This is a genomic window from Micromonospora marina (assembly GCF_900091565.1).
GTDB classification, from domain to species: Bacteria; Actinomycetota; Actinomycetes; order Mycobacteriales; family Micromonosporaceae; genus Micromonospora; species Micromonospora marina.
On record NZ_FMCV01000001.1, the window covers coordinates 361287 to 385655 of the forward strand.

At 68.8% G+C, this 24369-nt stretch carries 38 protein-coding genes; all 38 read right to left on the reverse strand.

Features of this window, described 5'->3' with window-relative positions; genetic code table 11:
• Window positions 1-2 precede the first annotated feature (2 nt).
• The 38 genes from truA to GA0070215_RS01830 all read right to left on the reverse strand — a co-directional run bounded on the left by truA (window position 3) and on the right by GA0070215_RS01830 (window position 24293).
• A complete protein-coding gene (gene truA / locus GA0070215_RS01645; RefSeq protein WP_091041126.1) occupies window positions 3-836 on the reverse strand; it encodes a tRNA pseudouridine(38-40) synthase TruA in 834 nt (277 codons plus the stop codon).
• 70 nt (window positions 837-906) lie between these two features.
• Entirely contained in the window at window positions 907-1467 is a 561-nt protein-coding gene (rplQ, locus tag GA0070215_RS01650; protein ID WP_091041128.1) for a 50S ribosomal protein L17, read from the reverse strand.
• A gap of 34 nt (window positions 1468-1501) precedes the next feature.
• Window positions 1502-2524 carry a DNA-directed RNA polymerase subunit alpha gene (locus GA0070215_RS01655; protein ID WP_018784566.1) on the reverse strand — a complete coding sequence of 341 codons (1023 nt, stop codon included), beginning with the start codon at window positions 2522-2524 and terminating at the stop codon, window positions 1502-1504.
• Window positions 2525-2619: 95 nt separating this feature from the next.
• The gene (gene rpsD, locus GA0070215_RS01660; RefSeq protein WP_018784565.1) at window positions 2620-3246 is read right to left on the reverse strand and encodes a 30S ribosomal protein S4; all 627 of its coding nucleotides are present in this window, start codon (window positions 3244-3246) and stop codon (window positions 2620-2622) included.
• Window positions 3247-3260: 14 nt separating this feature from the next.
• Window positions 3261-3668: a 30S ribosomal protein S11 gene (rpsK, locus tag GA0070215_RS01665; protein WP_013288613.1), complete on the reverse strand. Its 408-nt coding sequence runs from the start codon at window positions 3666-3668 to the stop codon at window positions 3261-3263.
• Window positions 3669-3686: 18 nt separating this feature from the next.
• A complete protein-coding gene (gene rpsM / locus GA0070215_RS01670) occupies window positions 3687-4067 on the reverse strand; it encodes a 30S ribosomal protein S13 (RefSeq protein ID WP_013288614.1) in 381 nt (126 codons plus the stop codon).
• 212 nt (window positions 4068-4279) lie between these two features.
• Window positions 4280-4393 (reverse strand): 50S ribosomal protein L36, encoded by a 114-nt coding sequence (gene rpmJ / locus GA0070215_RS01675; RefSeq protein ID WP_012184307.1) that lies wholly within the window; start codon window positions 4391-4393, stop codon window positions 4280-4282.
• Window positions 4394-4483: 90 nt separating this feature from the next.
• Window positions 4484-4705, reverse strand: a complete 222-nt coding sequence (gene infA, locus GA0070215_RS01680) for a translation initiation factor IF-1 (RefSeq protein ID WP_007073013.1) — start codon at window positions 4703-4705, stop codon at window positions 4484-4486.
• Between the two features lie 271 nt (window positions 4706-4976).
• Window positions 4977-5831 carry a type I methionyl aminopeptidase gene (gene map / locus GA0070215_RS01685; protein WP_091041130.1) on the reverse strand — a complete coding sequence of 285 codons (855 nt, stop codon included), beginning with the start codon at window positions 5829-5831 and terminating at the stop codon, window positions 4977-4979.
• A gap of 93 nt (window positions 5832-5924) precedes the next feature.
• Window positions 5925-6578, reverse strand: coding sequence for an adenylate kinase (locus tag GA0070215_RS01690; protein ID WP_018784563.1), 654 nt, complete (start codon window positions 6576-6578; stop codon window positions 5925-5927).
• Window positions 6579-7907 (reverse strand): preprotein translocase subunit SecY, encoded by a 1329-nt coding sequence (gene secY / locus GA0070215_RS01695; RefSeq protein ID WP_018784562.1) that lies wholly within the window; start codon window positions 7905-7907, stop codon window positions 6579-6581.
• A 238-nt stretch (window positions 7908-8145) separates the two neighbouring features.
• Window positions 8146-8589 carry a 50S ribosomal protein L15 gene (gene rplO, locus GA0070215_RS01700; RefSeq protein WP_018784561.1) on the reverse strand — a complete coding sequence of 148 codons (444 nt, stop codon included), beginning with the start codon at window positions 8587-8589 and terminating at the stop codon, window positions 8146-8148.
• Window positions 8589-8771 (reverse strand): 50S ribosomal protein L30, encoded by a 183-nt coding sequence (gene rpmD / locus GA0070215_RS01705; RefSeq protein WP_018784560.1) that lies wholly within the window; start codon window positions 8769-8771, stop codon window positions 8589-8591. Before rpmD ends, rplO begins: the two co-directional genes overlap by 1 nt.
• A complete protein-coding gene (rpsE, locus tag GA0070215_RS01710) occupies window positions 8771-9385 on the reverse strand; it encodes a 30S ribosomal protein S5 (RefSeq protein WP_018784559.1) in 615 nt (204 codons plus the stop codon). The genes rpmD and rpsE overlap by 1 nt, the downstream gene beginning before the upstream one ends.
• A 33-nt stretch (window positions 9386-9418) precedes the next feature.
• Window positions 9419-9808: a 50S ribosomal protein L18 gene (gene rplR, locus GA0070215_RS01715; protein WP_013288622.1), complete on the reverse strand. Its 390-nt coding sequence runs from the start codon at window positions 9806-9808 to the stop codon at window positions 9419-9421.
• Between the two features lie 67 nt (window positions 9809-9875).
• The gene (gene rplF, locus GA0070215_RS01720; RefSeq protein WP_018784558.1) at window positions 9876-10418 is read right to left on the reverse strand and encodes a 50S ribosomal protein L6; all 543 of its coding nucleotides are present in this window, start codon (window positions 10416-10418) and stop codon (window positions 9876-9878) included.
• Between the two features lie 16 nt (window positions 10419-10434).
• A complete protein-coding gene (gene rpsH, locus GA0070215_RS01725) occupies window positions 10435-10842 on the reverse strand; it encodes a 30S ribosomal protein S8 (RefSeq protein ID WP_018784557.1) in 408 nt (135 codons plus the stop codon).
• Between the two features lie 98 nt (window positions 10843-10940).
• A complete protein-coding gene (locus tag GA0070215_RS01730; RefSeq protein WP_007073023.1) occupies window positions 10941-11126 on the reverse strand; it encodes a type Z 30S ribosomal protein S14 in 186 nt (61 codons plus the stop codon).
• 1 nt (window position 11127) lies between these two features.
• Complete coding sequence (gene rplE, locus GA0070215_RS01735; RefSeq protein WP_018784556.1) at window positions 11128-11697, reverse strand: 50S ribosomal protein L5; 570 nt, start codon at window positions 11695-11697, stop codon at window positions 11128-11130.
• The gene (rplX, locus tag GA0070215_RS01740) at window positions 11697-12017 is read right to left on the reverse strand and encodes a 50S ribosomal protein L24 (RefSeq protein ID WP_013288626.1); all 321 of its coding nucleotides are present in this window, start codon (window positions 12015-12017) and stop codon (window positions 11697-11699) included. The genes rplE and rplX overlap by 1 nt, the downstream gene beginning before the upstream one ends.
• Window positions 12014-12382: a 50S ribosomal protein L14 gene (rplN, locus tag GA0070215_RS01745; protein WP_007073026.1), complete on the reverse strand. Its 369-nt coding sequence runs from the start codon at window positions 12380-12382 to the stop codon at window positions 12014-12016. The genes rplX and rplN overlap by 4 nt, the downstream gene beginning before the upstream one ends.
• Window positions 12383-12479: 97 nt before the next feature.
• Window positions 12480-12758, reverse strand: coding sequence for a 30S ribosomal protein S17 (gene rpsQ / locus GA0070215_RS01750; RefSeq protein ID WP_018784555.1), 279 nt, complete (start codon window positions 12756-12758; stop codon window positions 12480-12482).
• A 31-nt stretch (window positions 12759-12789) separates the two neighbouring features.
• Window positions 12790-13023: a 50S ribosomal protein L29 gene (gene rpmC / locus GA0070215_RS01755; protein WP_018784554.1), complete on the reverse strand. Its 234-nt coding sequence runs from the start codon at window positions 13021-13023 to the stop codon at window positions 12790-12792.
• A complete protein-coding gene (gene rplP, locus GA0070215_RS01760; RefSeq protein ID WP_007465292.1) occupies window positions 13023-13448 on the reverse strand; it encodes a 50S ribosomal protein L16 in 426 nt (141 codons plus the stop codon). The genes rpmC and rplP overlap by 1 nt, the downstream gene beginning before the upstream one ends.
• Window positions 13449-13451: 3 nt before the next feature.
• On the reverse strand, window positions 13452-14324 hold the full coding sequence (gene rpsC, locus GA0070215_RS01765; protein WP_018784553.1) for a 30S ribosomal protein S3: 873 nt from the start codon (window positions 14322-14324) through the stop codon (window positions 13452-13454).
• On the reverse strand, window positions 14324-14773 hold the full coding sequence (gene rplV, locus GA0070215_RS01770) for a 50S ribosomal protein L22 (protein WP_018784552.1): 450 nt from the start codon (window positions 14771-14773) through the stop codon (window positions 14324-14326). Before rplV ends, rpsC begins: the two co-directional genes overlap by 1 nt.
• A 40-nt stretch (window positions 14774-14813) precedes the next feature.
• Window positions 14814-15095: a 30S ribosomal protein S19 gene (rpsS, locus tag GA0070215_RS01775; protein ID WP_007073032.1), complete on the reverse strand. Its 282-nt coding sequence runs from the start codon at window positions 15093-15095 to the stop codon at window positions 14814-14816.
• Window positions 15096-15107: 12 nt separating this feature from the next.
• Complete coding sequence (rplB, locus tag GA0070215_RS01780) at window positions 15108-15947, reverse strand: 50S ribosomal protein L2 (RefSeq protein WP_013288631.1); 840 nt, start codon at window positions 15945-15947, stop codon at window positions 15108-15110.
• Window positions 15948-15959: 12 nt separating this feature from the next.
• Window positions 15960-16262, reverse strand: coding sequence for a 50S ribosomal protein L23 (gene rplW / locus GA0070215_RS01785; protein WP_013288632.1), 303 nt, complete (start codon window positions 16260-16262; stop codon window positions 15960-15962).
• Entirely contained in the window at window positions 16259-16924 is a 666-nt protein-coding gene (gene rplD, locus GA0070215_RS01790; protein ID WP_091041132.1) for a 50S ribosomal protein L4, read from the reverse strand. The genes rplW and rplD overlap by 4 nt, the downstream gene beginning before the upstream one ends.
• Complete coding sequence (gene rplC / locus GA0070215_RS01795) at window positions 16921-17586, reverse strand: 50S ribosomal protein L3 (protein ID WP_013288634.1); 666 nt, start codon at window positions 17584-17586, stop codon at window positions 16921-16923. Before rplC ends, rplD begins: the two co-directional genes overlap by 4 nt.
• An 11-nt stretch (window positions 17587-17597) precedes the next feature.
• Window positions 17598-17906 carry a 30S ribosomal protein S10 gene (rpsJ, locus tag GA0070215_RS01800; protein WP_007073037.1) on the reverse strand — a complete coding sequence of 103 codons (309 nt, stop codon included), beginning with the start codon at window positions 17904-17906 and terminating at the stop codon, window positions 17598-17600.
• A gap of 356 nt (window positions 17907-18262) precedes the next feature.
• Window positions 18263-19456 carry an elongation factor Tu gene (tuf, locus tag GA0070215_RS01805; protein ID WP_018784551.1) on the reverse strand — a complete coding sequence of 398 codons (1194 nt, stop codon included), beginning with the start codon at window positions 19454-19456 and terminating at the stop codon, window positions 18263-18265.
• Between the two features lie 223 nt (window positions 19457-19679).
• Window positions 19680-21776, reverse strand: coding sequence for an elongation factor G (fusA, locus tag GA0070215_RS01810; RefSeq protein ID WP_091041133.1), 2097 nt, complete (start codon window positions 21774-21776; stop codon window positions 19680-19682).
• Window positions 21777-21851: 75 nt separating this feature from the next.
• Window positions 21852-22322, reverse strand: a complete 471-nt coding sequence (gene rpsG / locus GA0070215_RS01815; RefSeq protein ID WP_013288637.1) for a 30S ribosomal protein S7 — start codon at window positions 22320-22322, stop codon at window positions 21852-21854.
• A 1-nt stretch (window position 22323) separates the two neighbouring features.
• Complete coding sequence (gene rpsL / locus GA0070215_RS01820) at window positions 22324-22698, reverse strand: 30S ribosomal protein S12 (RefSeq protein ID WP_007465318.1); 375 nt, start codon at window positions 22696-22698, stop codon at window positions 22324-22326.
• 501 nt (window positions 22699-23199) lie between these two features.
• On the reverse strand, window positions 23200-23592 hold the full coding sequence (locus GA0070215_RS28610) for a hypothetical protein (RefSeq protein WP_208600270.1): 393 nt from the start codon (window positions 23590-23592) through the stop codon (window positions 23200-23202).
• Between the two features lie 332 nt (window positions 23593-23924).
• Entirely contained in the window at window positions 23925-24293 is a 369-nt protein-coding gene (locus tag GA0070215_RS01830) for a hypothetical protein (RefSeq protein ID WP_167361469.1), read from the reverse strand.
• Window positions 24294-24369 lie beyond the last annotated feature (76 nt).

Consider the following 24369-nt stretch of genomic DNA (forward strand, 5'->3'; position numbering starts at 1 on the left):
GTTCAGCCCTCGGCCACCGGCACCCGCAACCGGCGGGTCTCCTCGGCCCGGCGGGCGTACTCGGCCGGGTCGGCCGGGTAGCCCACCTCCACCAGGGCGAGACCGTGCGCGGGCGCTACGGTCACCTCGCTGGAGCGTTCCCGCCGGGTCAGCAGGCCGGCCGGCCACTGGACCGGCCGCCGCCCGTCGCCGGCCACCAGCATCGCCCCGACCAGGCTGCGCACCATGTTCTGACAGAACGCGTCGGCCTGCACGGTGGCGACCAGGATCCCGTCCGGGTCGCGCCGCCAGTCCAGCCGGGTCACCTCGCGCAACGTGGTCGCGTTCTCCTTGCGCCGGCAGTACGCGGCGAAGTCGTGCTCGCCCACCAGCCCGGCGGCGGAGGCGTTGAGGGCCGCCAGGTCCAGCGGTTTGGGCCAGGCCAGCGTGTCCCGGCGGCGTAGCGGCTCGGCGCCCCACGGCGCGTCGGTGACCCGGTACTCGTAGCGCCGGAACGTGGCCGAGAACCGGGCGTTGAAGTCGGCCGGCACCTCGGTCATCGCGCGAACCCGCGCATCGGGCGGCAGGAGCCGGGCCAGCCGGCGCAGCAACCGCCCCTCGTGCTCCCGCCACACCGCCGCCGGCAGGTCGAGATGGCAGACCTGCCCGGTGGCGTGCACCCCGGCGTCGGTACGTCCGGCCACCGTCAGGCCGGTCGCCGTGCCCGCGCCGAGCACCAGGTCCACCGTCTGCATGAGCACGCCCGCCACGGTGCGCCGCTCCGGCTGGGGCGCCCAGCCGGAGAAGTCGGTGCCGTCGTACGAGACGTCCAGCCGCAGCCGGGTCCGCTCGTCCACCTCGTACCTCCTGTCGACGGCGACGGGCCCGGCACCCCCGAGGGGATACCGGGCCCGGTCGAGCCTGATCTCAGGCCTTGTCGTTCTCGGTGGCCTCGTCGCTGTCCTCACGGGCGGCGGCGGTGTCACCCGACGCGGAGACCGGCGCCTCGGCGTCCTGGTCGGCGTCGCTGGAGCGCGGCGCCTCCTCGGCCGGGGCCAGGGCCTCGACCTTGTCCTGCTGCGCGGCCTTGCGGGCGGCGGTCTTCTTGTTCGCCTTCGGCTCGGCGACCTGAAGCTCCTCCACCAGCTCGATGATCGCCATCGGAGCGGCGTCACCCTTGCGCGGGCCGGTCTTCACGATCCGGGTGTAGCCACCGTTGCGGTTGGCGTACCGGGGCGCGATCTGGTCGAACAGGGCGTAGACCACGTCCTTGTCCTTGACGACGCCCAGCACCCGGCGGCGCGAGGCGAGGTCGCCGCGCTTGGCCTTGGTGATGAGCTGCTCGGCCAGCGGACGCAGCCGCCGGGCCTTCGTCTCGGTGGTCTGGATCTTGCCGTGCTGGAACAGCGCGGTGGCCAGGTTGGCCAGCATCAGCCGCTCGTGCGCGGGGCTGCCGCCGAGGCGGGGGCCCTTGGTGGGCGTGGGCATGCTTGGTGCTCCTCAGGTGTGGCGGCAGCGCGGACTAGAGCTGCTCGGTCTCGCGGTAGTCGTCGGTGTCGTAGTCGGCCTCGCCGAAGGCGTCCACGACGTGCGCCGGGTCGAAGTTCGGAGCCGAGTCCTTCAGCCCCAGGCCCATCCCGGCGAGCTTCATCTTGACCTCGTCGATCGACTTCTGACCGAAGTTGCGGATGTCGAGGAGGTCGGCCTCGGTACGCCCGATGAGCTCACCAACGGCGTTGATGCCCTCGCGCTTGAGGCAGTTGTAGGAGCGGACGGTGAGGTCCAGCTCCTCGATCGGCAGGGCCAGGTCCGCCGCCAGCTGGGCGTCCTGCGGGGACGGCCCGATGTCGATGCCCTCGGCGGTCTCGTCCAGCTCCCGGGCCAGCCCGAACAGCTCCACCAGCGTCGAGCCGGCCGAGGCCAGCGCGGTACGCGGGCCCATCGACGGCTTGGTCTCGACGTCGATGATCAGCCGGTCGAAGTCGGTCCGCTGCTCGACACGGGTCGCCTCGACCCGGTACGTCACCTTGAGCACCGGCGAGTAGATCGAGTCGACCGGGATCCGGCCGATCTCGGCGCCCGCCTGCTTGTTCTGCGCCGCCGTGACGTAGCCGCGCCCCCGCTCGACGGTCAGCTCCATGTCGAGCCGGCCCTTGCCGTTGAGGGTGGCGAGCTTCAGGTCCGGGTTGTGCACCGAGACACCGGCCGGGGGCTGGATGTCGCCGGCGGTCACGTCGCCCGGGCCCTGCTTGCGCAGGTACATGCTGACCGGCTCGTCGTGCTCGGAGCTGACGCACAGCTCCTTGATGTTCATGACGAGCTCGACCACGTCCTCCTTGACACCGGGGATCGTGGTGAACTCGTGCAGCACACCGTCGATCTTGATCGAGGTGACCGCCGCGCCCGGGATCGACGACAGCAGCGTACGCCGCAGCGAGTTGCCGAGCGTGTAGCCGAAGCCGGGCTCCAGCGGCTCGATGGTGAACCGGGAGCGGGTCTCGTTGATCGACTCTTCGGAGAGAGACGGTCGCTGGCTGATGAGCATCTTTTCTCTTCTCTTCCGGGGCGCCCGCTATATGACGCCCACGACACAACTGTTCCGGTGGCCCGCCCCGGAGGACGGGCCACCGCAACGAGCCCTTACTTGGAGTAGAGCTCGACGATCAGCTGCTCCTGGACCTGGGTGTCGATCACCTGGCGGGCCGGGAGCGAGTGCACGAGGATCTTCAGCTGGCTCGGGATCGCCTCCAGCCACGCCGGAACGGTCCTCGAGCCGGCCTCACCCTGCGCCACGAGGAACGGGGTGAGCTCCTTGCTCTTGGCACGCACCTCGACGATGTCGTGCTCCTTGACGCGGTACGACGGGATGTCGACCTTCTTGCCGTTCACCGTGAAGTGGCCGTGCTTGACCAGCTGACGGGCCATGTCCCGGGACTTGGCGTAGCCGGCCCGGTAGACCACGTTGTCCAGCCGCGACTCGAGGATCTGCAGCAGGACCTCACCGGTCTTGGCTTCCTTGCTCACGGCCTCTTCGTAGTAGCCGCGGAACTGCTTCTCCAGCACGCCGTAGACACGGCGGGCCTTCTGCTTCTCACGGAGCTGGAGCAGGTACTCCGTCTCCTTCGTGCGGCCGCGGCCGTGCTGCCCGGGCGGGAACGGCCGGGATTCGAACGGGCACTTCGGACCATCGCACTTGCTGCCCTTGAGGAACAGCTTCATCTTCTCCCGCCGGCAACGGCGGCAGTCAGCACCGGTGTAACGAGCCATCTCTCTCTAACCTCTCAGACCCGGCGACGCTTCGGCGGACGGCACCCGTTGTGCGGCTGCGGCGTGACGTCGGAGATCTGCCCGACCTCGAGGCCGACGGCCTGCAGCGAACGGATGGCGGTCTCCCGGCCGGAGCCGGGGCCCTTGACGAACACGTCGACCTTGCGCATGCCGTGCTCCATCGCGCGGCGCGCGGCGGCCTCGGCGGCGAGCTGCGCGGCGAACGGAGTCGACTTGCGAGAGCCCTTGAAGCCGACCTGGCCGGAGGAGGCCCAGGAGATGACCGCACCGGTCGGGTCCGTGATGGACACGATGGTGTTGTTGAAGGTGCTCTTGATGTGCGCCTGCCCGTGGGCGACGTTCTTGCGTTCCTTGCGCCGGACCTTCTTGACGGCGGCTCCGGCACGAGCCTTCGGTGGCATAAGTCTGTGCGCTCCTAGTTACTTCTTGCCGGGCTTCTTCTTGCCGGCCACGGTCCGCTTCGGGCCCTTCCGGGTCCGCGCGTTGGTCTTGGTGCGCTGGCCACGCACGGGCAGACCGCGACGGTGCCGGATACCGGCGTAGCAGCCGATCTCGACCTTGCGGCGGATGTCAGCGGCGACCTCGCGGCGCAGGTCGCCTTCAACCTTGTAGTTGCCCTCGATGTGGTTCCGGAGCTCGACGAGCTCCTCGTCCGTGAGGTCCCGAACGCGCTTGTCCGGCGAGATGCCGGTCGCGGCGAGCGTCTCCAGGGCGCGGGTGCGACCGACCCCGAAGATGTAGGTGAGCGCGATCTCCATCCGCTTCTCGCGGGGGAGATCCACGCCGACTAGACGTGCCATGTGCGGGCGTACTCCTCGTGATGTTGTGGCGGAGGTGTGGACCCGTCCCACCCCGCTACCGGCCGTCCCTGTCCTTCCGGCGTCGAGAACGCCGGCGACCGGGATCGGTCGCTGCCCGAGCGGGCCCCGGCCTCCGACCGGGGGTCAACCACGAGGGGGTACGCGCTGCGCACCCGACCGCGGCTGGGACGAGCTGGTGATGTGTTGGGGCGTCAGCCCTGGCGCTGCTTGTGGCGCGGGTCGGTGCAGATGACCATGACCCGGCCGTGCCGGCGGATCACCCGGCACTTGTTGCAGATCCTCTTGACGCTCGGCTTGACCTTCACGGTTGCCTTACTTCCCATCTGGCCCGGAGCCGCGACGGAGCGCGATCCGGACGTCGAAGACGGACACGGGTCTCCCGGCCGCCGTCAGGCTTACTTGTAGCGGTAGACGATGCGCCCGCGGGTCAGGTCGTACGGCGAGAGTTCGACGACGACCCGGTCCTCCGGCAGGATGCGGATGTAGTGCTGCCGCATCTTGCCGCTGATGTGAGCGAGCACCTTGTGGCCGTTCGCGAGCTCCACCCGGAACATGGCGTTCGGCAGGGGCTCGATGACCCGACCCTCGATCTCGATTGCTCCGTCTTTTTTCGGCATGTCCTCCGCTGTCCTGACGTCGGTTACTCCGGACGGCCCACAACGTCTTACACGGGAGAACTGATCAAGATCAGGAAACCCGCGCCAGCCGCGGCTCCGACTCCCACCGAAGCGCAGGGTGGGCATGGCGGAGTGGACGCTGTGCGCCGATCCGAAAGTGTACGCCGACCCGCGCTTGCTCGCCAAACCGACCGGCGCGACAGTCACCCGGACGGCTCGAATATGACGCACGTCACGTCTCCCAGGGCCCACAGGCCCCCGCCGCGAGCGATCAGGCAGCCGGGGAGTCGACAGGCGTCTGCCGCGCGGTCACCAGGTCGCCCAGACGGGCCCGTCCGCCGTCCTCGGCGGTCAGCACCCACACGCCGTCGTCCAGCAGCGCCATCGAGTGCTCGACGTGCACCGCCATCGACCCGTCCCGGGTCACCACGGTCCAGCCGTCGGGCAGCTCGACCGTACGCGGCGACCCCATCGTGATCATCGGCTCGATGGCGAGCGCCAGACCCGGCACCAGGCGCGGGCCCTTGCCAGGGCGACCGTGGTTGAGCACGTGCGGGTCCTGGTGCATCTCGGTGCCGATGCCGTGGCCGCCGTAGCCGTCGACGATGCCGTACCGGCCGCCCCGCCGGACCGCGGTCTCGACCGCGTGGGAGATGTCGGTGAGCCGGCCCTTGCCGGAGGCCGCCCCGCGCGCCGCGGCGGCGATCCCGGCCCACATGGCGTCCTCGGCCACCGCTGTCATCCTCAGCAGGGCCGGGTCGACGTCGCCGACCGGCACCGTGACCGCCGCGTCACCGTGCCAGCCGTCCAGCACCGCGCCGCAGTCGATGGAGATCAGGTCGCCCTCGCGCAGCACCTGCTCGGGCGACGGGATGGCGTGCACCACCTGCCGGTTGACCGAGGAGCAGATCGACGCCGGGAAGCCGTGGTAGCCCTTGAACGACGGCACGGCGCCCGCCTCGCGGATGGTCGACTCGGCGATCGCGTCCAGGTCGGCCGTCGACACGCCCGGAGCCACCGCCTCCCGCATCCGGCGCAGGGCACGGGCGACGACCAGACCGGCGGCCCGCATCAGCTCGATCTGCTCGGGGGTCTTCAGCTGGATGTCCAGCTGGGGACGGCGCATGTGGTGGTTCCCTTTCGTCGCGTACGCGGAGCAGCGGGGCACGTCGCGCGTACCCCGCTGTTCGCACTCTATCCGCCGGGTGGCGGCGGGACCTCAGCCGCCGTACGAGCGCAACGCGTCGATGGCGCGGACGGTGACGTCCTCCACCGGGCCGGTCGCGTCGATGCCGACCAGCTTGCCCTGGGCGCCGTAGTAGTCCACGAGCGGCGCGGTCTTCTCGGCGTACTCCCGCAGCCGGGCGGCGATGGTCTCCGGCTTGTCGTCGTCGCGCTGGAACAGCTCGGCGCCGCAGCGGTCGCAGACGCCCTCCCGGCTCGGCGCGTCGAACTCGACGTGCCAGATCTTGCCGCAGCCGCGGCAGGTGCGCCGGCCGGACAGCCGCCGGATCACCTCGTCGTCGTCGACGACCAGCTCCAGCACCAGATCCAGCGCGGTGCCCAGGTCGGCGAGGAGCTTGTCCAGCGCGGCGGCCTGCGGAGTGGTCCGCGGGAAGCCGTCGAGCAGGAAGCCCTCGCTCGCGTCCGGCTCGGCGAGCCGGTCCCGCACCATGTTGATGGTGACCTCGTCCGGGACCAGCTTGCCGGCGTCCATGTACCGCTTGGCCTCGACGCCCAGCGGCGTGCCCTGGGAGACGTTCGCGCGGAAGATGTCACCGGTCGAGATCTTCGGCACCGAGAGGTGCGCGGCGATGAACTCCGCCTGTGTGCCCTTGCCCGCGCCCGGCGGGCCAACCAGAACGAGTCTCATCTACCGCAGGAACCCTTCGTAGTTCCGCTGCATGAGTTGGCTCTCGATTTGCTTGACGGTCTCCAGACCGACGCCGACCATGATCAGCACAGCGGTGCCGCCGAACGGGAAGTTCTGGAACTGCTGGTTGTCCAGCCAGATGAAGAAGAAGTTCGGCAGGATCGCGACGATGCCGAGGTAGAGCGCGCCCGGCAGGGTGATCCGGCTGAGGATGAAGTCGAGGTACTCGGCGGTCGGCTTGCCGGGGCGGATGCCCGGCACGAAGCCGCCGTACTTCTTCATGTTGTCCGCGACCTCGGTCGGGTTGAACGTGATCGACACGTAGAAGTACGTGAAGAAGATGATCAGCAGGAAGTAGATCGCGATGTGCTCCGGCGCGCTCGCCTTCACGATGTGGTTCTGGATCCACGCCTGGACCTTGCCCGGGTCGTTCTGATCGAAGAACTGGAGCGCGAGCTGCGGCAGGTAGAGCAGCGACGAGGCGAAGATGACCGGGATGACACCCGCCTGGTTCACCTTCAGCGGGATGTAGGTCGACGTGCCGCCGTACATCCGCCGGCCGATCATGCGCTTGGCGTACTGCACCGGGATGCGGCGCTGTGCCTGCTCGATGAACGTGACAGCGGTGATGACCACCAGCACCAGGGCGATGACGAGGAGGAACATCCCCCAGCCCTTGGTGGTCTTGATCTTCCAGCCCTCGCTGGGGAGCCGGGCCGCGATCGAGGTGAAGATCAGCACGGACATGCCGTTGCCGACGCCCCGGTCGGTGATCAGCTCACCGAGCCACATCACCACGCCGGTGCCGGCGGTCATGGTCATGACCAGGATGGTCAGGGTCAGCCAGTCGGGGATGCCGGTGCCGCGGGGCACGATCGGGAACTGGTCGCACTGGTTGTTGAACAGCTGCCCGGAGCGGGCCAGCGCCACGAACGCCGAGGCCTGGAGGACGCCCAGGCCCAGCGTCAGATAGCGGGTGTACTGCGTGATCTTTGCCTGCCCGGCCTGGCCCTCCTTGCGGAGCTGCTCCAGGCGCGGGATCACCACCGTCAGCAGCTGAAGGATGATCGACGCGGTGATGTAGGGCATGATGCCCAGCGCGAAGACCGAGAGCTGGAGCAGCGCGCCACCGGAGAAGAGATCCAGCAGGTTGAGCACACCCGTGCTGCCACCCTGGATCGAGTCGAGGCACTTCTGCACGTTGCCGTACGAGACGCCCGGGCTGGGCAGCGTGGCGCCCAGCCGGTAGACCGCGATGATGCCTACTGTGAACAGCAGCTTCTTGCGCAGGTCAGGCGTACGGAACGCACTGAGAAAGGCGGACAGCAACTTCTTCCTCCTGCGCGACGCGGGCCGCCGGTGACGAATCCCTGGCGGGGCGGGGTGTGGTGCCGGACGGAGTGTCCGGAATCCATGGCTGGGAACGGACTCTAACAGCCCGATCCCGGTCCGGGCAGATGTCCCCGGCTACATAAACCGAATCCGATGTTACCCGGCGCACACGTGGCCGGTAGACCATGGCGCCCGCCCAGTCGCGAACAACTGAGCGGGCGCCATGCACATCGTCTTACAGCTCGGTGACCGAGCCACCGGCGGCGGTGATCTTCTCCTTGGCCGACGCGCTGAACGCGTGCGCCGACACCTGGAGGGACACGCCGCCGAGGTCGCCGGTCCCGAGCACCTTGACCGGGTGACCCTTCCGGACCGCACCGGCCTCGACCAGCTCGACCGGGCCGACCTGGCCGCCGTTGGGGAACAGCTCGGCCAGCCGGTCCAGGTTGACCACCTGGAACACGACCTTGAACTTGTTCTTGAAGCCCTTCATCTTCGGCAGGCGCATGTGGATGGGCATCTGCCCACCCTCGAACGCCGGCGAGATGTTCTTGCGGGCCTTGGAACCCTTGGTACCGCGACCGGCCGTCTTGCCCTTGGAGCCCTCACCGCGACCCACACGGGTCTTGTCGGTCTTGGCGCCGGGAGCCGGACGCAGGTGGTGCACCTTGATCGTCATTACTCGACCTCCTCGACCTTCACGAGGTGGTTGACCGTGAAGATCATGCCGCGGATCTCCGGCCGGTCCTCCTTGACCACCACGTCGTTGATCCGCTTGAGACCGAGCGAACGCAGCGACTCACGCTGGTTGCGCTTGGTCCCGATCTCGGACCGGACCTGGGTGACCTTCAGGCGTGCCATCAGGACGCCACCCCCGCCCGCGACGCCAGCATGGCGGCCGGCGCGACGTCCTCGACCGGCAGACCACGACGGGCCGCGACCTGCTCCGGGGACTCGAGCCCCTTCAAGGCCGCCACCGTGGCGTGCACGATGTTGATCGGGTTGGACGAGCCGAGGCTCTTGGAGAGCACGTCGTGGATGCCCGCGCACTCCAGCACGGCACGCACCGGGCCACCGGCGATGACACCCGTACCGGCGGAGGCCGGCTTGAGCAGCACCACACCGGCCGCGTCCTCACCCGTGACCGGGTGCGGGATCGAGGCGCCGATGCGCGGCACCTTGAAGAAGTGCTTCTTGGCCTCCTCGACACCCTTGGCGATAGCCGCGGGCACCTCCTTGGCCTTTCCGTAGCCCACGCCGACGGTGCCGTCGCCGTCGCCCACGATCACCAGGGCGGTGAAGCTGAAGCGACGACCACCCTTCACGACCTTGGCGACGCGGTTGATCGCGACGACCCGCTCGAGGTGCGGGGTCTTCTCGACGGGCGCGTTTCCGCGGCCGCCCTCACGGCGGTTGTCGCGGCGACCACCCTCGTTGCCACCGGACCCGCCGCCACGGCGCTGTTGACCTGGCATCAGCAGCCTTCCTTCTCTCTCGTGACGGGGTTTCTAGAACTCGAGCCCGGCTTCGCGGGCGGCGTCGGCAAGCGCGGCGACACGCCCCGCGTACCGGTTGCCACCGCGGTCGAAGACGACCTTCGAGACGCCGGCGGCCTTGGCACGCTCGGCGAGCAGGGCGCCGACCTTGCCGGCCAGGGCGCTCTTGTCACCCTCGGCGCCGCGCAGCGAGGCGTCCATGGTCGAGGCCGACGCCAGGGTGTGACCCTTGGTGTCGTCCACGACCTGGGCCACCACGTGGCGCAGGGAGCGGGTGACGACGAGGCGGGGACGCTCGGCGGTGCCGCTGACGTTCTTGCGGACCCGGAAGTGCCGACGCGCACGCCCGACGGCACGCTTGGCGGCGACGCCGCGGCGGCGCTTGAGCAGCGTGGCGCTCACTTCTTACCTGCCTTTCTCACGGCCTCGCGGCCGGCGGACGACCTCGCCCGGGTGTTGACGGCCGCGGTCACTTCTTGCCGGCCTTTCCAGCCTTACGGCGGATGACCTCGCCCTGGTACTTCACGCCCTTGCCCTTGTAGGGCTCCGGCGGACGGATCTTCCGGATGTTGGCGGCCACCTCACCGACCTGCTGCTTGTCGATGCCGGCCACGTGGAACAGCGTCGGCTTCTCGACCGTGAAGGTGATGCCGTCCGGCGCCGGCACGAGGACCGGGTGCGAGAACCCGAGCGCGAACTCCAGGTCCTTACCCTTGGCGGTCACGCGGTAACCGGTGCCGGCGATCTCCAGACTCTTGCGGTAGCCCTCGGTCACACCGACGATCATGTTGGCCACCAGCGTACGGCTCAGGCCGTGCAGCTCCTTGGCCTTGCGCTCGTCGTTGGGCCGGTTGACGTGCAGCTCGCCGTCCTCGCCCCGCTCCGCCGTGATCGGCTCGGCCAGCACGTGGCTCAGTTCGCCCTTGGGGCCCTTGACCTTGACGGTCCGGCCGTCGATCGTGATGTCGACGCCGGCAGGCACCGGGATCGACTTACGTCCAATACGCGACATTTCTACCTGTCTCCCGTTACCAGACGAAGGCGAGGACTTCCCCGCCAACGCTCCGCTTGCGGGCCTGCCGGTCGGTGAGCAGCCCCTGGGACGTCGAAATGATCGCCACGCCCAGCCCGCCGAGCACCCGCGGGAGCCCGTCCGACTTGGCGTACACCCGGAGACCGGGCTTGGACACGCGCTTGATGCCAGCCAGGCTCCGCTCGCGGTTCTGGCCGTACTTCAGCTCGACGACCAGTCGCTTGCCGACGGCGCCCTCCTCGGGCTCCTCGACCGACCAGGTGGCGATGTAGCCCTCGGACTTGAGGACCTCGGCGATGTTCGCCTTGATCTTCGAGTACGGCATCGTCACCCGGTCGTGGTACGCCTGGTTGGCGTTACGCAGACGCGTGAGCATGTCTGCGATCGGGTCGGTCATCGTCATGAAAACTCGTCAACCTTTCTCGCCGGGGTTCCCCGGGCCAGGCCCGGGGCCTACGGCGAAGAGACAGTTCAGCTGACGCGCCGGAGCGCGCCGGGCTATTACCAGGAAGCCTTGGACACGCCGGGCAGCTCACCGCGGTGGGCCATCTCCCGGATGCACACCCGGCAGAGACCGAACTTGCGGTAGACCGCCTTCGGACGCCCGCACCGCTGGCAGCGGGTGTACGCGCGAACCGAGAACTTCGGCTTCGCGGCCGCCTTGAGGATCAGCGCCTTCTTGGCCATCTCAGTTCTCCTTGAACGGGAAGCCCAGGAGCTTGAGCAGCGCCCGGCCCTCGTCGTCGGTCGTGGCGGTCGTGACCACCGTGATGTCCATGCCCCGCTGGCGATCGATCTTGTCCTGGTCGATCTCGTGGAACACCGACTGCTCGGTCAGACCGAACGTGTAGTTGCCGTGCCCGTCGAGCTTGCGCCCGTCCAGGCCGCGGAAGTCGCGGATACGCGGCAGCGCGATCGAGAGCAGCCGGTCCAGGAACTCCCACATCCGGTCGCCGCGCAGGGTGACCTTCGCGCCGATCGGCATGCCCTCGCGGAGCTTGAACTGCGCGATGGACTTGGTGGCCCGCCGGACCTGCGGCTTCTGGCCGGTGATGGTGGCCAGGTCGCGGACGGCCCCGTCGATCAGCTTGGCGTCGCGAGCGGCCTCGCCGACACCCATGTTGACGACGATCTTGACCAGCCGCGGCACCTGCATCGGGTTGGCGAACTCGAACTGCTTCTGCAGCTCGGCCACCACCTCGTTGCGGTACCGCTCCTTGAGGCGCGGCAGGGTCTTGGTTTCGGTAGCCGTGGTCATCAGAGGTCCTTACCGGTGCTACGCGCGATGCGGACCTTCTGGCCGTTGTCGTCGATCCGGTAGCCGACGCGGGTCGGCTTGCCGTCGGAGTCCAGGACCATCACGTTCGAGACGTGGATCGGGGCCTCCTGGGTGACGATGCCACCGGTCTTGGCGCCACGCTGGGTGGTGCTGATACGGGTGTGCTTCTTGACCCGGTTCACGCCCTCGACCAGGACCTTGTCCTGCCGCGGGTAGGCCGCGATGACCTTGCCCTTGGCACCCTTGTCCTTGCCGGCGATGACGACGACCGTGTCGCCCTTCTTGACCTTCACGGTCACAACACCTCCGGCGCGAGAGAGATGATCTTCATGAACCGCTTGTCCCGCAGCTCCCGGCCCACCGGGCCGAAGATACGGGTACCGCGCGGGTCCCCACCGTCCTTGATGATGACGGCGGCGTTCTCGTCGAAGCGGATGTACGACCCGTCCGGCCGCCGCTTCTCCTTGGCGGTCCGAACGACGACGGCCTTGACGACGTCGCCCTTCTTCACACCGGCACCGGGGATCGCGTCCTTGACGGTGGCCACGATGACGTCGCCGATGCTCGCGTAGCGCCGACCGGAGCCGCCGAGCACCCGGATGCACAGGATCTCCCGGGCACCCGTGTTGTCGGCGACGCGCAGTCGCGACTCCTGCTGAATCACGTCTATCTCCTATGTCTGCCGGTTCTCCGGCCGCTCGGGGCGGCCGGAGCCTGGCGGAACCTGCGCCCGACCGAGACCGGCCGAGCTCGAGCCTTCGCTACTTGGCCTTCTCGAGGATCTCCACGAGCCGCCAGCGCTTGGTGGCGGACAGCGGCCGGGTCTCCATGATCAGGACCCGGTCGCCGATGCCGGCCGAGTTCTGCTCGTCGTGGACCTTCAGCTTGCTCGTACGGCGCATGATCTTGCCGTACAGCGCGTGCTTGACGCGGTCCTCGACCTCGACCACGACGGTCTTGTCCATCTTGTCGCTGACCACGAGGCCCTCGCGAACCTTGCGGCGCGAGCGCTGCACGCTCGCGGTCGTGTTCTCACTCATGCTCGAGCTCCCATACGCTCGCTTCGCTCGCTCACGAAGTCACCTCAGTCGGCGCGGCCGAGAGACCCAGCTCACGCTCACGCATGATCGTGTAGATCCGGGCGATCTCCCGACGGATGACCTGCAGCCGCCGGTTGTTGTCCAGCTGCCCGGTTGCGGCCTGCACGCGGAGGTTGAACAGCTCCGCCTTCGCCTCGCGCAACTTCGTGACCAGCTCCTCCTCGGAGAGCTCACGCAGCTCGGAGGGCTTGACGCCCGCTGCCATCAGGATTCACCCACTTCGCGCGTCACAATGCGGCACTTCATCGGGAGCTTGTGGATCGCGCGACGCATCGCCTCTCGCGCGATCTGCTCGTTGGGGAAGGACATCTCGAAGAGAACCCGCCCCGGCTTCACGTTGGCGACCCACCACTCGGGCGAACCCTTACCGGAACCCATCCGGGTCTCGGCCGGCTTCTTGGTGAGGGCCTGGTCCGGGAAGATCGTGATCCAGACCTTGCCGCCACGCTTGATGTGACGGGTCATCGCGATACGCGCCGACTCGATCTGGCGGTTGGTCACGTACGCCGGCTCGAGAGCCTGGATCCCGAACTCGCCGAACACCACCCGGTTACCACCCTTGGACGCGCCACTGCGGTCCGGGTGGTGCGGCTTGCGGAAGCCCTTCGGGGGCTTGCGCGGCATCAGCATCTGTCAGCCCTCCTGCTGCTTTTCTGCCGGCTGAGTCGCGGCGGCGGCGACAGCGCTGCTGTCGACCGGGTCACCGGCCGGCGTCTCCGCCTGCTGCGCGATGGTGGTCGCGGCTGCCCGGCCGGCCTCGGTGCCACCGGCGGTCGTACCGGACGAGCCCGAGCGGCCACGGCGCGGCCGGTCCGGCCGGTCGCCACGGTCACGGCGCGGGCCGCGCGACGGGGCGGCCTCGGCCGGGGCCTCACGGCCCGGAACGGCGTCGCCCTTGTAGATCCAGACCTTCACGCCGATCCGGCCGAACGTGGTACGGGCCTCGAAGAAGCCGTACTCGATGTTGGCCCGCAGCGTGTGCAGCGGAACCCGGCCCTCGCGGTAGAACTCGGTCCGGCTCATCTCGGCGCCGCCCAGACGGCCCGAGACCTGAACCCGGATGCCCTTGCAGGCGGGGTTCTTCATCGCGGACTGCATCGCCTTGCGCATGGCCCGGCGGAAGCTGACCCGGCTGGACAGCTGCTCGGCGACGCCCTGGGCGACCAGCTGCGCATCCGACTCGGGGTTCTTGACCTCGATGATGTTCAGCTGGACCTGCTTGCCGGTGAGCTTCTCCAGCTCGCCGCGGATCCGGTCGGCCTCCGCACCCTTACGGCCGATGACGATGCCCGGCCGGGCGGTGTGGATGTCGACGCGGACCCGGTCGCGGGTGCGCTCGATGTCGACCTTGGAGATGCCGGCGCGCTCGAGGCCCTTGGACATCATCCGGCGGATCTTGACGTCCTCGCCGATGTAGTCCTTGTAGAGCTTGTCCGCGAACCAGCGGGACTTCCAGTCGGTCGAGATGCCGAGCCGGAACCCGGTCGGGTGAACCTTCTGACCCATTACTCGGCACCCTCCGTCGTGCTCTGCTCCTCGGCGGCCGGCTTGGCCGGGGCGGCCTTCTTCGCCGACTTCTTCGGCGCCGCCGGCGCAACCGCCTCGACCGCCACGGTGATGTGGCACGTGCGCTTGCGGATCCGGTACGCCCGGCCCTGCGCCCGCGGGCGGAACCGCTTCATGGTCGGGCCCTCGTCGACGAACGCCTCACTGACGAGCAGCGCGTCGGGGTCCAGCCGCTCGTTGTTCTCCGCGTTGGCGATCGCGCTCGCGAGCACCTTGTACACCTGCTCGCTCGCAGCCTGCGGCGCGAACTGCAGCACCGTGAGCGCCTCCTTCGCGGGCAGGCCGCGGACGAGGTTGACCACCCGGCGCGCCTTCATCGGCGAGATGCGCACGTGCCGCGCAACCGCCCGCGCGCCCGGAAGCACCGGAGCGTCGCCCTTTCCTGGCATCGCTGTAACCCCTTGTTCCTCTATCCGTATGCCCGCGGCGTCAGCGCCGGCGGCTCTTCCGGTCGTCCTTCTCGTGACCCTTGAACGTGCGGGTCAGCGCGAACTCGCCGAGCTTGTGCCCGACCATGGCCTCGGTCACGAAGACCGGGACGTGCTTACGTCCGTCGTGCACGGCGATCGTGTGACCCAGCATCTCCGGGATGATCGTCGAGCGGCGCGACCAGGTCTTGATGACGTTCTTCGAGCCCTTGTCGTTCTGCGTCTCCACCTTCTTGAGCAGGTGGTCGTCGACGAACGGGCCCTTCTTCAGGCTGCGAGGCATGTCTTATCTCCCTCAGCCGCGCTTACGCGTGGCGTAGCGGCGGCGGACGATCAGCCGGTCGCTCGGCTGGCCCTTACGACGGGTGCGGCCCTCGGGCTTACCCTGCGGGTTGACCGGGTGGCGACCACCGGAGGTCTTACCCTCACCACCACCGTGCGGGTGGTCGACCGGGTTCATCGCGACACCACGGACGGTCGGGCGCTTGCCCTTCCACCGCATACGGCCGGCCTTACCCCAGTTGATGTTCGACTGGTCGGCGTTGCCGATCTCGCCGATGCTGGCGCGGCAGCGCACGTCCACACGCCGGATCTCACCGGACGGCATACGCAGGGTCGCGTACGCGCCCTCACGGCCGAGCAGCTGGATGCCGACGCCGGCCGAACGGGCCAGCTTGGCGCCGCCGCCCGGACGCAGCTCCACGTTGTGGATGGTGGTACCGACCGGGATGTTGCGCAGCGGCAGGTTGTTGCCCGGCTTGATGTCGGCGCCCGGACCGGACTCGACGCGGTCGCCCTGCTTCAGGTCCTTCGGCGCGATGATGTAGCGCTTCTCGCCGTCGGCGTAGTGCAGCAGCGCGATGCGCGCGGTGCGGTTCGGGTCGTACTCGATGTGGGCGACCTTCGCCGGCACGCCGTCCTTGTCGACCCGCTTGAAGTCGATCAGACGGTACTGGCGCTTGTGGCCGCCACCGTGGTGCCGCGTGGTGATCCGGCCGTGGGCGTTGCGTCCGCCCTTCTTTGGCAGCGGAGCCAGCAGCGACTTCTCGGGCGTCGACCGGGTGATCTCGGCGAAGTCGGCAACGCTCGAGCCACGCCGGCCCGGCGTCGTCGGCTTGTACTTACGGATAGCCATTGTCTACACCCCTCAGCTGACCGGGCCGCCGAAGGCCTCGATACGGTCACCGTCAGCCAGCTTCACCATCGCGCGCTTGGTGTCCTTGCGCTTGCCGAACCCGGTACGGGTCCGCTTGCGCTTGCCCTCGCGGTTGAGCGTGTTGACCGTCAGGACGCGGACGTTGAAGATCTGCTGGATAGCGATCTTGATCTCGGTCTTGTTGGCGTCCGGGTGCACCAGGAAGGTGTACCAGTTGCGGTTCAGCTCGCTGTAGCTCTTCTCCGAGACGACCGGCGCGACGATGACGTCACGCGGATCGGCGATCGTGCTCACTTGCCATCCTCCTCGGTGGTCTCGGCCGGCACACCCAGGAACTCGTCCAGGGCCTCCTTGGTGAAGACCACGTCGTCGGCCACCAGCACGTCGTAGGTGTTGAGCTGGCCGGCCTCGATCAGGTGCACCCGGCTGTCCCGCGCGTTGCGCAGGTTCCGCAGCGACACCCAGTTCAGCTCGTCGGCGCTGCTCAGCACGACCAGGACCCGGCGGGCCTGGGTCAGCTTGGTCAGCGTGGCCAGGGCCGCCTTGGTGGACGGCTTCTCGCCGGAGACGAACGCCTCGACGACGTGCACCTGGCCGGCGCGGGCCCGGTCGGAGAGGGCGCCACGCAGGGCGGCGGCCTTCATCTTCTTGGGGGTGCGCTGGCTGTAGTCGCGCGGCACCGGGCCGTGGACCACGCCACCGCCGGCGAACTGCGGCGCGCGGGTCGAACCCTGGCGGGCACGACCGGTGCCCTTCTGCTTGTACGGCTTCTTGCCTCCACCGGAGACCTCGCCGCGGGTCTTCGTCTTGTGCGTACCCTGACGGGCCGCCGCGAGCTGGGCCACCACGACCTGGTGCATCAGGGCGATGTTGGCCTGCGCGTCGAAGATGTCGGCCGGCAGCTCCACGGAGCCGCTCTTGGCGCCTTCGACGTTGATGACGTCAACGGTGGTCACTTGGCCGCACCGCCCTTCTTCACCTTCGCCTTGGCCGCAGTGCGGACCAGGACCAGCGCGCCCTTCGGGCCAGGGATGGCGCCGCGGACGAGCAGGAGGTTGTTCTCGGTGTCGACCGCCTGGACGGTCAGGTTCTGGACGGTGTAGCGCACGCCACCCATCCGGCCCGCCATCCGGGTGCCCTTGAAGACGCGACCCGGGGTCGCGCAGGCGCCGATCGAGCCGGGCGAGCGGTGCTTGCGCTCGACACCGTGGCTGGCACGCAGACCGTGGAAGCCGTGCCGCTTCATCGGGCCGGCGTAGCCCTTGCCCTTGGTCTTGCCGGTCACGTCGATCACGACGCCGGCCGGGAACTCCTCGACCGTGACCTCTTGGCCCGGCGCGTAGTCCGCGGCGTCGGAGGTGCGCAGCTCGACGATGTGCCGGCGCGGCGCGACGTCCGCCTTGGCGTAGTGCCCGGCGATCGGCTTCTTGACCTTGCGCGGGTCGATGACCCCGTACGCCAGCTGGACCGCGGAGTAGCCGTCCTTGTCGGCGCTACGAACCTGGCTCACGACGCACGGGCCGGCCTGAACCACGGTCACGGGCACAACCTTGTTGTTGTCCCAGACCTGGGTCATGCCGAGCTTGGCGCCCAGGATCCCCTTGACTTGCCTGTCCATTTGTCCGGTCCCTACAGCTTGATCTCGATGTCGACGCCAGCCGGCAGGTCGAGGCGCATGAGCGAGTCGACCGTCTTCGGGGTCGGGTCGATGATGTCGATCAGACGCTTGTGCGTACGCATCTCGAAGTGCTCGCGCGAGTCCTTGTACTTGTGCGGCGAGCGGATGACGCAGAAACGGTTGATCTCCGTGGGCAGCGGCACCGGGCCAGCGACCTGCGCCCCGGTACGCGTCACCGTCTCGACGATCTTCCGAGCCGAGGAGTCGACGACCTCGTGGTCATAGGCCTTGAGCCGGATGCGGATCTTCTGTCCCGCCATGGTGGCTTCTGTTCCTTCTCTCGATGCCGCTGTGTTGCGGGCGCCTGTACCGGCTGGCACAGGCCCACTTCCGCCGACCCCCGCGGTCGGGCGTGTCGCGCCCGTGGGCCAGGCTCCGCCCCGGGACTCCGGAGCGATTCTCTGACCACGCGGTGGGTCATGACGCCGATCGCGGGGGACCGCGACCTGGACGCCGCGCGAGGGTGGTTGACCGCTGATGGCGGCCAACCACCCTACGCGAGACAGTCTGACTCCCGGAGGTCCAGCGTCAACCGGACGCGGGTGACCGACTGTCGTTACGCAACCTGACTAGTATGCCGCACGACCGGCGGCAACGCTAATCGGGGTTACCCAGCTCACTTGAGGATCTTGGTGACGCGACCCGCGCCGACCGTACGACCACCCTCGCGAATCGCGAACTTCAGGTTCTCCTCCATGGCGATGGGCTGGATCAGCTTCACCGTCATCGAGGTGTTGTCGCCCGGCATGACCATCTCGGTGCCCTCGGGCAGCGTGACGACGCCGGTGACGTCCGTGGTCCGGAAGTAGAACTGCGGGCGGTAGTTCTGGAAGAACGGGGTGTGCCGGCCGCCCTCCTCCTTGGAGAGGATGTAGACCGTCGCCTCGAACTCCGTGTGCGGGGTCGTGGTGCCCGGCTTGATGACGACCATGCCGCGCTCGACGTCCTCGCGCTTGATGCCGCGCAGCAGCAGACCGACGTTCTCACCCGCGCGGGCCTCGTCGAGCAGCTTGCGGAACATCTCGATGCCGGTGCAGGTGGTCTTCATCGACTTCTCACGGATGCCGACGATCTCCACCTCCTCGTTCGGCTTGAGGATGCCGCGCTCGGCGCGACCGGTGACCACGGTGCCGCGACCGGTGATGGTGAAGACGTCCTCGATGGGCATGAGGAACGGCTTCTCGGTCTCGCGCTCCGGCTGCGGGATCGCGGTGTCCACGGCGTTCATCAGGTCCAGGAGCTTCCCGGTCCACTCCGGGTCGCCCTCCAGGGCCTTCAGCGCCGAGACCCGGACGACCGGCAGGTCGTCACCCGGGTACTCCTGCGAGGAGAGCAGCTCACGGACCTCGAGCTCGACGAGCTCCAGGAGCTCCTCGTCGTCGACCATGTCGCTCTTGTTGAGCGCCACGACGATGTACGGCACACCGACCTGACGGGCCAGCAGCACGTGCTCGCGGGTCTGCGGCATCGGGCCGTCGGTCGCCGCCACCACCAGGATCGCGCCGTCCATCTGCGCGGCACCGGTGATCATGTTCTTGATGTAGTCGGCGTGACCGGGGCAGTCGACGTGCGCGTAGTGACGCGCCTCGGTCTGGTACTCGACGTGCGCGATCGAGATCGTGATGCCGCGGGCCTTCTCCTCCGGCGCCTTGTCGATCTCGTCGAACGGCGTGTACGGGTTCAGGTCCGGGTACTGGTCGTGCAGGACCTTCGTGATGGCCGCCGTCAGCGTCGTCTTACCGTGGTCGATGTGACCAATGGTGCCGATGTTGACGTGCGGCTTAGTCCGCTCGAACTTCGCCTTCGCCACTGGTGTCCTCCTGTGGACTTTCTTGGTTCGTTCGCCCCGGCACGCCGTTCGGCGCTTAGGACTCTGTCGACAGCCTTTCCGGCCGGAAGGCCGGAGAGCTTTTGTGGGTTCTGCGGCGATGAAGCCTACAGGCCCGGTCTCACGCAATCCGATCGAGGTGGCCGCGGGCGGGAGAACCCTCCCGCGACCGCCCTCGCGTCATCGGATCAGCCGAGGATGAGCGTCACTCACCCGTCGACTTGGCGATGATCTCCTTGGCCACCGAGTTCGGAACCTCGGCGTAGGAGTCGAACTGCATGCTGTAGCTAGCCCGGCCCTGGGTCTTCGACCGCAGGTCGCCGACGTAGCCGAACATCTCCGACAGCGGCACCAGGGCCCGGACGACGCGAGCGCCGCTGCGCTCCTCCATCGCCTGGATGATGCCACGCCGGGAGTTGAGGTCGCCGATGACGTCACCCATGTTCTCCTCCGGAGTGGTGACCTCAACAGCCATCATCGGCTCGAGGAGAGCGGGGTCGGCCTTGCGGGCCGCCTCCTTCATCGCCATCGAGCCGGCGATCTTGAACGCCATCTCCGACGAGTCGACCTCGTGGTACTGGCCGTCCACCAGGGTGAGCTTGACGCCCACCAGGGGGAAGCCGGCGAGGATGCCGTACTGCATGGCGTCCTGCGCGCCCGCGTCCACCGAGGGGATGAACTCCCGGGGGATGCGGCCACCGGTCACCGCGTTGGCGAACTCGTACGTCGGGGCGTCGTTGCCCAGCGGCAGCGGCTCCACGCTGATGATCACGCGGGCGTACTGGCCGGAACCACCGGTCTGCTTCTTGTGGGTGTACTCGATCTTCTCCACCTTGCGGCGGATCGTCTCGCGGTACGCCACCTGCGGCTTACCGATGTTCGCCTCGACGTTGAACTCGCGGCGCATCCGGTCGACCAGGATGTCCAGGTGCAGCTCGCCCATGCCGGAGATGACCGTCTGACCGGTCTGGTCGTCCAGCTTGACGCGGAAGGTCGGGTCCTCCTCGGCCAGCCGCTGGATGGCGGTGCTGAGCTTCTCCTGGTCGGCCTTGGTCTTCGGCTCGATGGCCACCTCGATGACCGGCTCCGGGAAGGTCATCGACTCCAGGATGACCGGGTTCGCCGGGTCGCACAGGGTGTCACCGGTGGTGGTCTGCTTCAGACCCTGCACCGCGATGATGTCGCCGGCCTGGGCGGAGCTGCGCTCCTCCCGCTTGTTGGCGTGCATCTGGTAGATCTTGCCGATCCGCTCCTTGCGGTCCTTGGTGGAGTTGATCACCTGAGAACCGGACTCGAGCGTGCCGGAGTAGATCCGGACGTACGTCAGCTTGCCGAGGTGCTTGTCGGTCTGGATCTTGAAGGCCAGGCCGGAGAACGGCTCGGAGACCGAGGGCTTCCGCTGCAGCGGGGTCTCGCCGTCGGTGGCCGTACCCTCGATCGCCGGGATGTCCAGCGGCGAGGGCAGGTACGCGACGACCGCGTCCAGCATCGGCTGGATGCCCTTGTTCTTGAAGGCGGTACCGGTGAGGACCGGGTTGGCCTTGCCGGCGATGGTGGCCCGGCGGATGGCGGCCTTGATCTCGTCGACCGAGATCTCCTCGCCCTCGAGGTACTTCTCCATCACCGAGTCGTCGACGTCGGCGAGGGTCTCCATCAGCTTCTCGCGCCACTGGGCGGCGGAGTCGGCGAGGTCGGCCGGGATCTCCTCGACCGCGTAGTCCTCACCCTTCTGGGTCTCGCCGCGCCAGGTCAGCGCGCGCATCTCGACCAGGTCGACCACGCCGATGAAGTCGGACTCGGCGCCGATCGGGATCTGGAGGACCAGCGGGGTTGCGTTGAGCCGGTCGATCATCATCTGCACGCAGCGGAAGAAGTCGGCACCGGTCCGGTCGAGCTTGTTGACGAAGCACATCCGGGGGACGTTGTACTTGTCCGCCTGCCGCCAGACGTTCTCCGTCTGGGGCTCCACGCCGGCCACGCCGTCGTAGACCGCGACCGCACCGTCCAGAACACGCAGCGACCGCTCCACCTCGACCGTGAAGTCGACGTGGCCGGGCGTGTCGATGATCTGGATCGTGTGGCCCTTCCACTCGCACTTGGTGGCGGCGGAAGTGATGGTGATACCGCGCTCCTGCTCCTGCTCCATCCAGTCCATGACGGCGGCGCCCTCGTGGACCTCGCCGATCTTGTACGTGATGCCGGTGTAGAACAGGATTCGCTCGGTGGTGGTGGTCTTACCGGCATCGATGTGGGCCATGATGCCGATGTTGCGTACGTTGGCGAGCGCGTCTGCGGCGGCCACTTCAATCCCTACTTATCGTCGTCTCGACACAACTGGTGGCGGTTCCGGCGCCGGTGGGCGCCGGAACCTCAGGTGTTACCAGCGGTAGTGCGCGAAGGCCTTGTTGGACTCGGCCATCTTGTGCGTGTCCTCACGCCGCTTGACGGCGGCGCCGAGGCCGTTGCTCGCATCCAGCAGCTCGTTCATCAGCCGCTCGACCATGGTCTTCTCACGCCGCGCCCGGGAGTAGGTCACCAGCCAGCGCAGACCGAGCGTGGTCGCGCGGGACGGCCGGACCTCGACCGGAACCTGGTAGGTGGCGCCACCGACACGGCGGCTGCGCACCTCGAGGGTCGGCTTGACGTTGTCCATCGCGCGCTTGAGCGTGACGACGGGGTCGGTGCCGGACTTCTCGCGGCAGCCCTCCAGGGCGGCGTACACGATGCGCTCGGCGAGCTGACGCTTGCCGCGCAGCAGGATCTTGTTCACCAGCTGGGTGACCAGGGGCGAGTTGTACACCGGGTCAGCGACCAGCGGCTTCCGCGGAGCGGGTCCCTTACGCGGCATGTCAGCTCTTCTCCTTCTTCGCGCCGTAGCGGCTGCGAGCCTGCTTGCGGTTGCGGACACCCTGGGTGTCCAGCGAGCCGCGCACGATCTTGTACCGCACGCCGGGGAGGTCCTTCACCCGACCGCCACGCACGAGCACGATCGAGTGCTCCTGGAGGTTGTGGCCGACGCCCGGAATGTAGGCGGTCACCTCGATCTGGCTGCTGAGCTTGACACGAGCGACCTTGCGCAGCGCCGAGTTCGGCTTCTTCGGGGTGGTGGTGTACACGCGGGTGCACACGCCGCGCCGCTGGGGAGACCCCTTGAGCGCCGGGGTCTTGGTCTTGGTCGTCTTGGCCTGACGGCCCTTTCGGACCAACTGCTGAATGGTGGGCACCGGGTTTCTCCGCTCCCTTCGGCCGCTGCGAGGCGACCGCGCCGTCTGCTCCAGCCGTCCCGGATGGGCGGCTCTCCTACATTCCAACCAGGGCCGCCTGACGGCACCCCCAGCACCCGCGGTCGGGCGTGTCGCCCGAGTCACGGTCCCGGTGCCGGCCGCTTACGCGTCGTACCGGTTCTGTCGGTCTTGGTGGTGCGACCGCGCGATCACCGGCTGACCGGTTCAGCGCACGCACGCATTGCCCGGGCTGGCCCGGGCACAAGGGGAAAGAGTACCTACCACAGCCGCGCCGGTCAAAACGGATGGGTCGGGAAGGACCGCCCCCGCGGTCCGCCGCCTGCCTCCGGGTCGCCGGTGCGCCAGTGATGGGCACCTACAGTGACAAGTGTACCGGCTCGTCCGCCGTGTGACCCGGCGGCCCCGACACCGCCCGACCTCCGTACACCCGGACATACCGCTCAACCCAGGTCACCGGCCGCAGACGTCGCGGCAGCCGCCTCACGTGATCTGCACCACCAGGGCCAGGGCGAGCCCGATCAGGCCGAACAGCACCCCCACCGCCCCGCAGGAGATCCCCGCCACCGCCAGGCCGGCACCGGTGAACCGGACCGAAGGGGGCGGCGCAGGCCGCCGGATCTGCCGCCGGGCGAGCAGCCCGGCCACCACCGCACCGACGCCGACCAGCCCGCCCAGCACCGTGAACGCGCCCGCCGCCCAGGCGCCGCCGTAGTCGCGGCCGGCCAGGCCGAAGCACAACACCAGCAGCGACACCCCGATCGCGGCGATCCCGGCCACGAGCGACCCGATGGCCAGGCCCGAGGGGACAGGCGGCACGTCGAGGTGGACCACACCGAACGGCGTACCCGGCACCGCGTCGACCCGCTTCGGCAGTCGCGGCGCCTCGGCCGGCGGCGGCGGGAACGCCGGAGCGCCGTGCGGACCCCAGCCGCCGTGGCCGGGCGCGCTCACCGGGGCCGGCCACCCGCCGCCGTGCGCCGGCGGATTCCCCGGGTACGCCCCGTACGCCGGCCCCGGGTCGTGCACCGGCGCGGACGCGGGAGCCGGCGGGTACGGCCCGGGGCGGGTCGGGTCGCCTCCCGGCGGAGCCGGTTCCGTCACGGGGTCCTCCTGTCCACACGCGCCCGCCGCGCGGCGGACACCGGCCAGGCTACCGCCGCCGATCGTCCCCGGGTGGGCGGGCGGCGGCCCGCTCCCCCACCGGGTCAGTCGAAGTTCGGCGCGAAGTCGTGGCCGAACGAGGCGTCAGCGGCCCGGACCACACCGATCACCACCGCCGCGACCACAGCGACGGCGGTCAGCAGCAGCCCGGTCCGCGCCATCTGCTCACCGCGCCGCAGCCAGTCCGCGCCGGTCAGGTAACCACCCGAGGCGTACGCCTCCCGGCGCGCCTGCCGCGCGAGCATCAGCGCGATCGTGGCCGGGACCGCGCCGCCGAGGAAGAGACCGGTGAGCGCGCCGATCAGCCCGAGCGCGAAGACCGCGCGGGCCTTGGTGGAGCGGACCGGCTCCGGGTCGTACGGATGGCGGTACGCGTGCGGCACGACGGGCGCCTGCCCGGGCACGGTCGTCATGCCCTCCATCATGCCCCGGCCCGGCCGTCCGTCCCGACGGAAGGCAGCCGGTCCCGGAACTCCGGACGCGACGAGG

Bases quoted from the DNA above. Each gene is read 5' to 3' on its own strand.
- rplQ (WP_091041128.1), bottom strand. From the start codon at position 1,467: ATGCCCACGCCCACCAAGGGCCCCCGCCTCGGCGGCAGCCCCGCGCAC.
- GA0070215_RS01655 (WP_018784566.1), bottom strand. From the start codon at position 2,524: ATGCTCATCAGCCAGCGACCGTCTCTCTCCGAAGAGTCGATCAACGAG.
- rpsD (WP_018784565.1), bottom strand. From the start codon at position 3,246: ATGGCTCGTTACACCGGTGCTGACTGCCGCCGTTGCCGGCGGGAGAAG.
- rpsK (WP_013288613.1), bottom strand. From the start codon at position 3,668: ATGCCACCGAAGGCTCGTGCCGGAGCCGCCGTCAAGAAGGTCCGGCGC.
- rpsM (WP_013288614.1), bottom strand. From the start codon at position 4,067: ATGGCACGTCTAGTCGGCGTGGATCTCCCCCGCGAGAAGCGGATGGAG.
- infA (WP_007073013.1), bottom strand. From the start codon at position 4,705: ATGCCGAAAAAAGACGGAGCAATCGAGATCGAGGGTCGGGTCATCGAG.
- map (WP_091041130.1), bottom strand. From the start codon at position 5,831: ATGCGCCGTCCCCAGCTGGACATCCAGCTGAAGACCCCCGAGCAGATC.
- GA0070215_RS01690 (WP_018784563.1), bottom strand. From the start codon at position 6,578: ATGAGACTCGTTCTGGTTGGCCCGCCGGGCGCGGGCAAGGGCACACAG.
- rplO (WP_018784561.1), bottom strand. From the start codon at position 8,589: ATGACGATCAAGGTGCACCACCTGCGTCCGGCTCCCGGCGCCAAGACC.
- rpmD (WP_018784560.1), bottom strand. From the start codon at position 8,771: ATGGCACGCCTGAAGGTCACCCAGGTCCGGTCCGAGATCGGGACCAAG.
- rpsE (WP_018784559.1), bottom strand. From the start codon at position 9,385: ATGCCAGGTCAACAGCGCCGTGGCGGCGGGTCCGGTGGCAACGAGGGT.
- rplF (WP_018784558.1), bottom strand. From the start codon at position 10,418: ATGTCGCGTATTGGACGTAAGTCGATCCCGGTGCCTGCCGGCGTCGAC.
- rpsH (WP_018784557.1), bottom strand. From the start codon at position 10,842: ATGACGATGACCGACCCGATCGCAGACATGCTCACGCGTCTGCGTAAC.
- GA0070215_RS01730 (WP_007073023.1), bottom strand. From the start codon at position 11,126: ATGGCCAAGAAGGCGCTGATCCTCAAGGCGGCCGCGAAGCCGAAGTTC.
- rplE (WP_018784556.1), bottom strand. From the start codon at position 11,697: ATGACCACGGCTACCGAAACCAAGACCCTGCCGCGCCTCAAGGAGCGG.
- rpsQ (WP_018784555.1), bottom strand. From the start codon at position 12,758: ATGAGTGAGAACACGACCGCGAGCGTGCAGCGCTCGCGCCGCAAGGTT.
- rpmC (WP_018784554.1), bottom strand. From the start codon at position 13,023: ATGGCAGCGGGCGTCAAGCCCTCCGAGCTGCGTGAGCTCTCCGAGGAG.
- rplP (WP_007465292.1), bottom strand. From the start codon at position 13,448: ATGCTGATGCCGCGCAAGCCCCCGAAGGGCTTCCGCAAGCCGCACCAC.
- rpsC (WP_018784553.1), bottom strand. From the start codon at position 14,324: ATGGGTCAGAAGGTTCACCCGACCGGGTTCCGGCTCGGCATCTCGACC.
- rplV (WP_018784552.1), bottom strand. From the start codon at position 14,773: ATGCCAGGAAAGGGCGACGCTCCGGTGCTTCCGGGCGCGCGGGCGGTT.
- rpsS (WP_007073032.1), bottom strand. From the start codon at position 15,095: ATGCCTCGCAGCCTGAAGAAGGGCCCGTTCGTCGACGACCACCTGCTC.
- rplB (WP_013288631.1), bottom strand. From the start codon at position 15,947: ATGGCTATCCGTAAGTACAAGCCGACGACGCCGGGCCGGCGTGGCTCG.
- rplC (WP_013288634.1), bottom strand. From the start codon at position 17,586: ATGGACAGGCAAGTCAAGGGGATCCTGGGCGCCAAGCTCGGCATGACC.
- rpsJ (WP_007073037.1), bottom strand. From the start codon at position 17,906: ATGGCGGGACAGAAGATCCGCATCCGGCTCAAGGCCTATGACCACGAG.
- rpsG (WP_013288637.1), bottom strand. From the start codon at position 22,322: ATGCCGCGTAAGGGACCCGCTCCGCGGAAGCCGCTGGTCGCTGACCCG.
- GA0070215_RS01830 (WP_167361469.1), bottom strand. From the start codon at position 24,293: ATGACGACCGTGCCCGGGCAGGCGCCCGTCGTGCCGCACGCGTACCGC.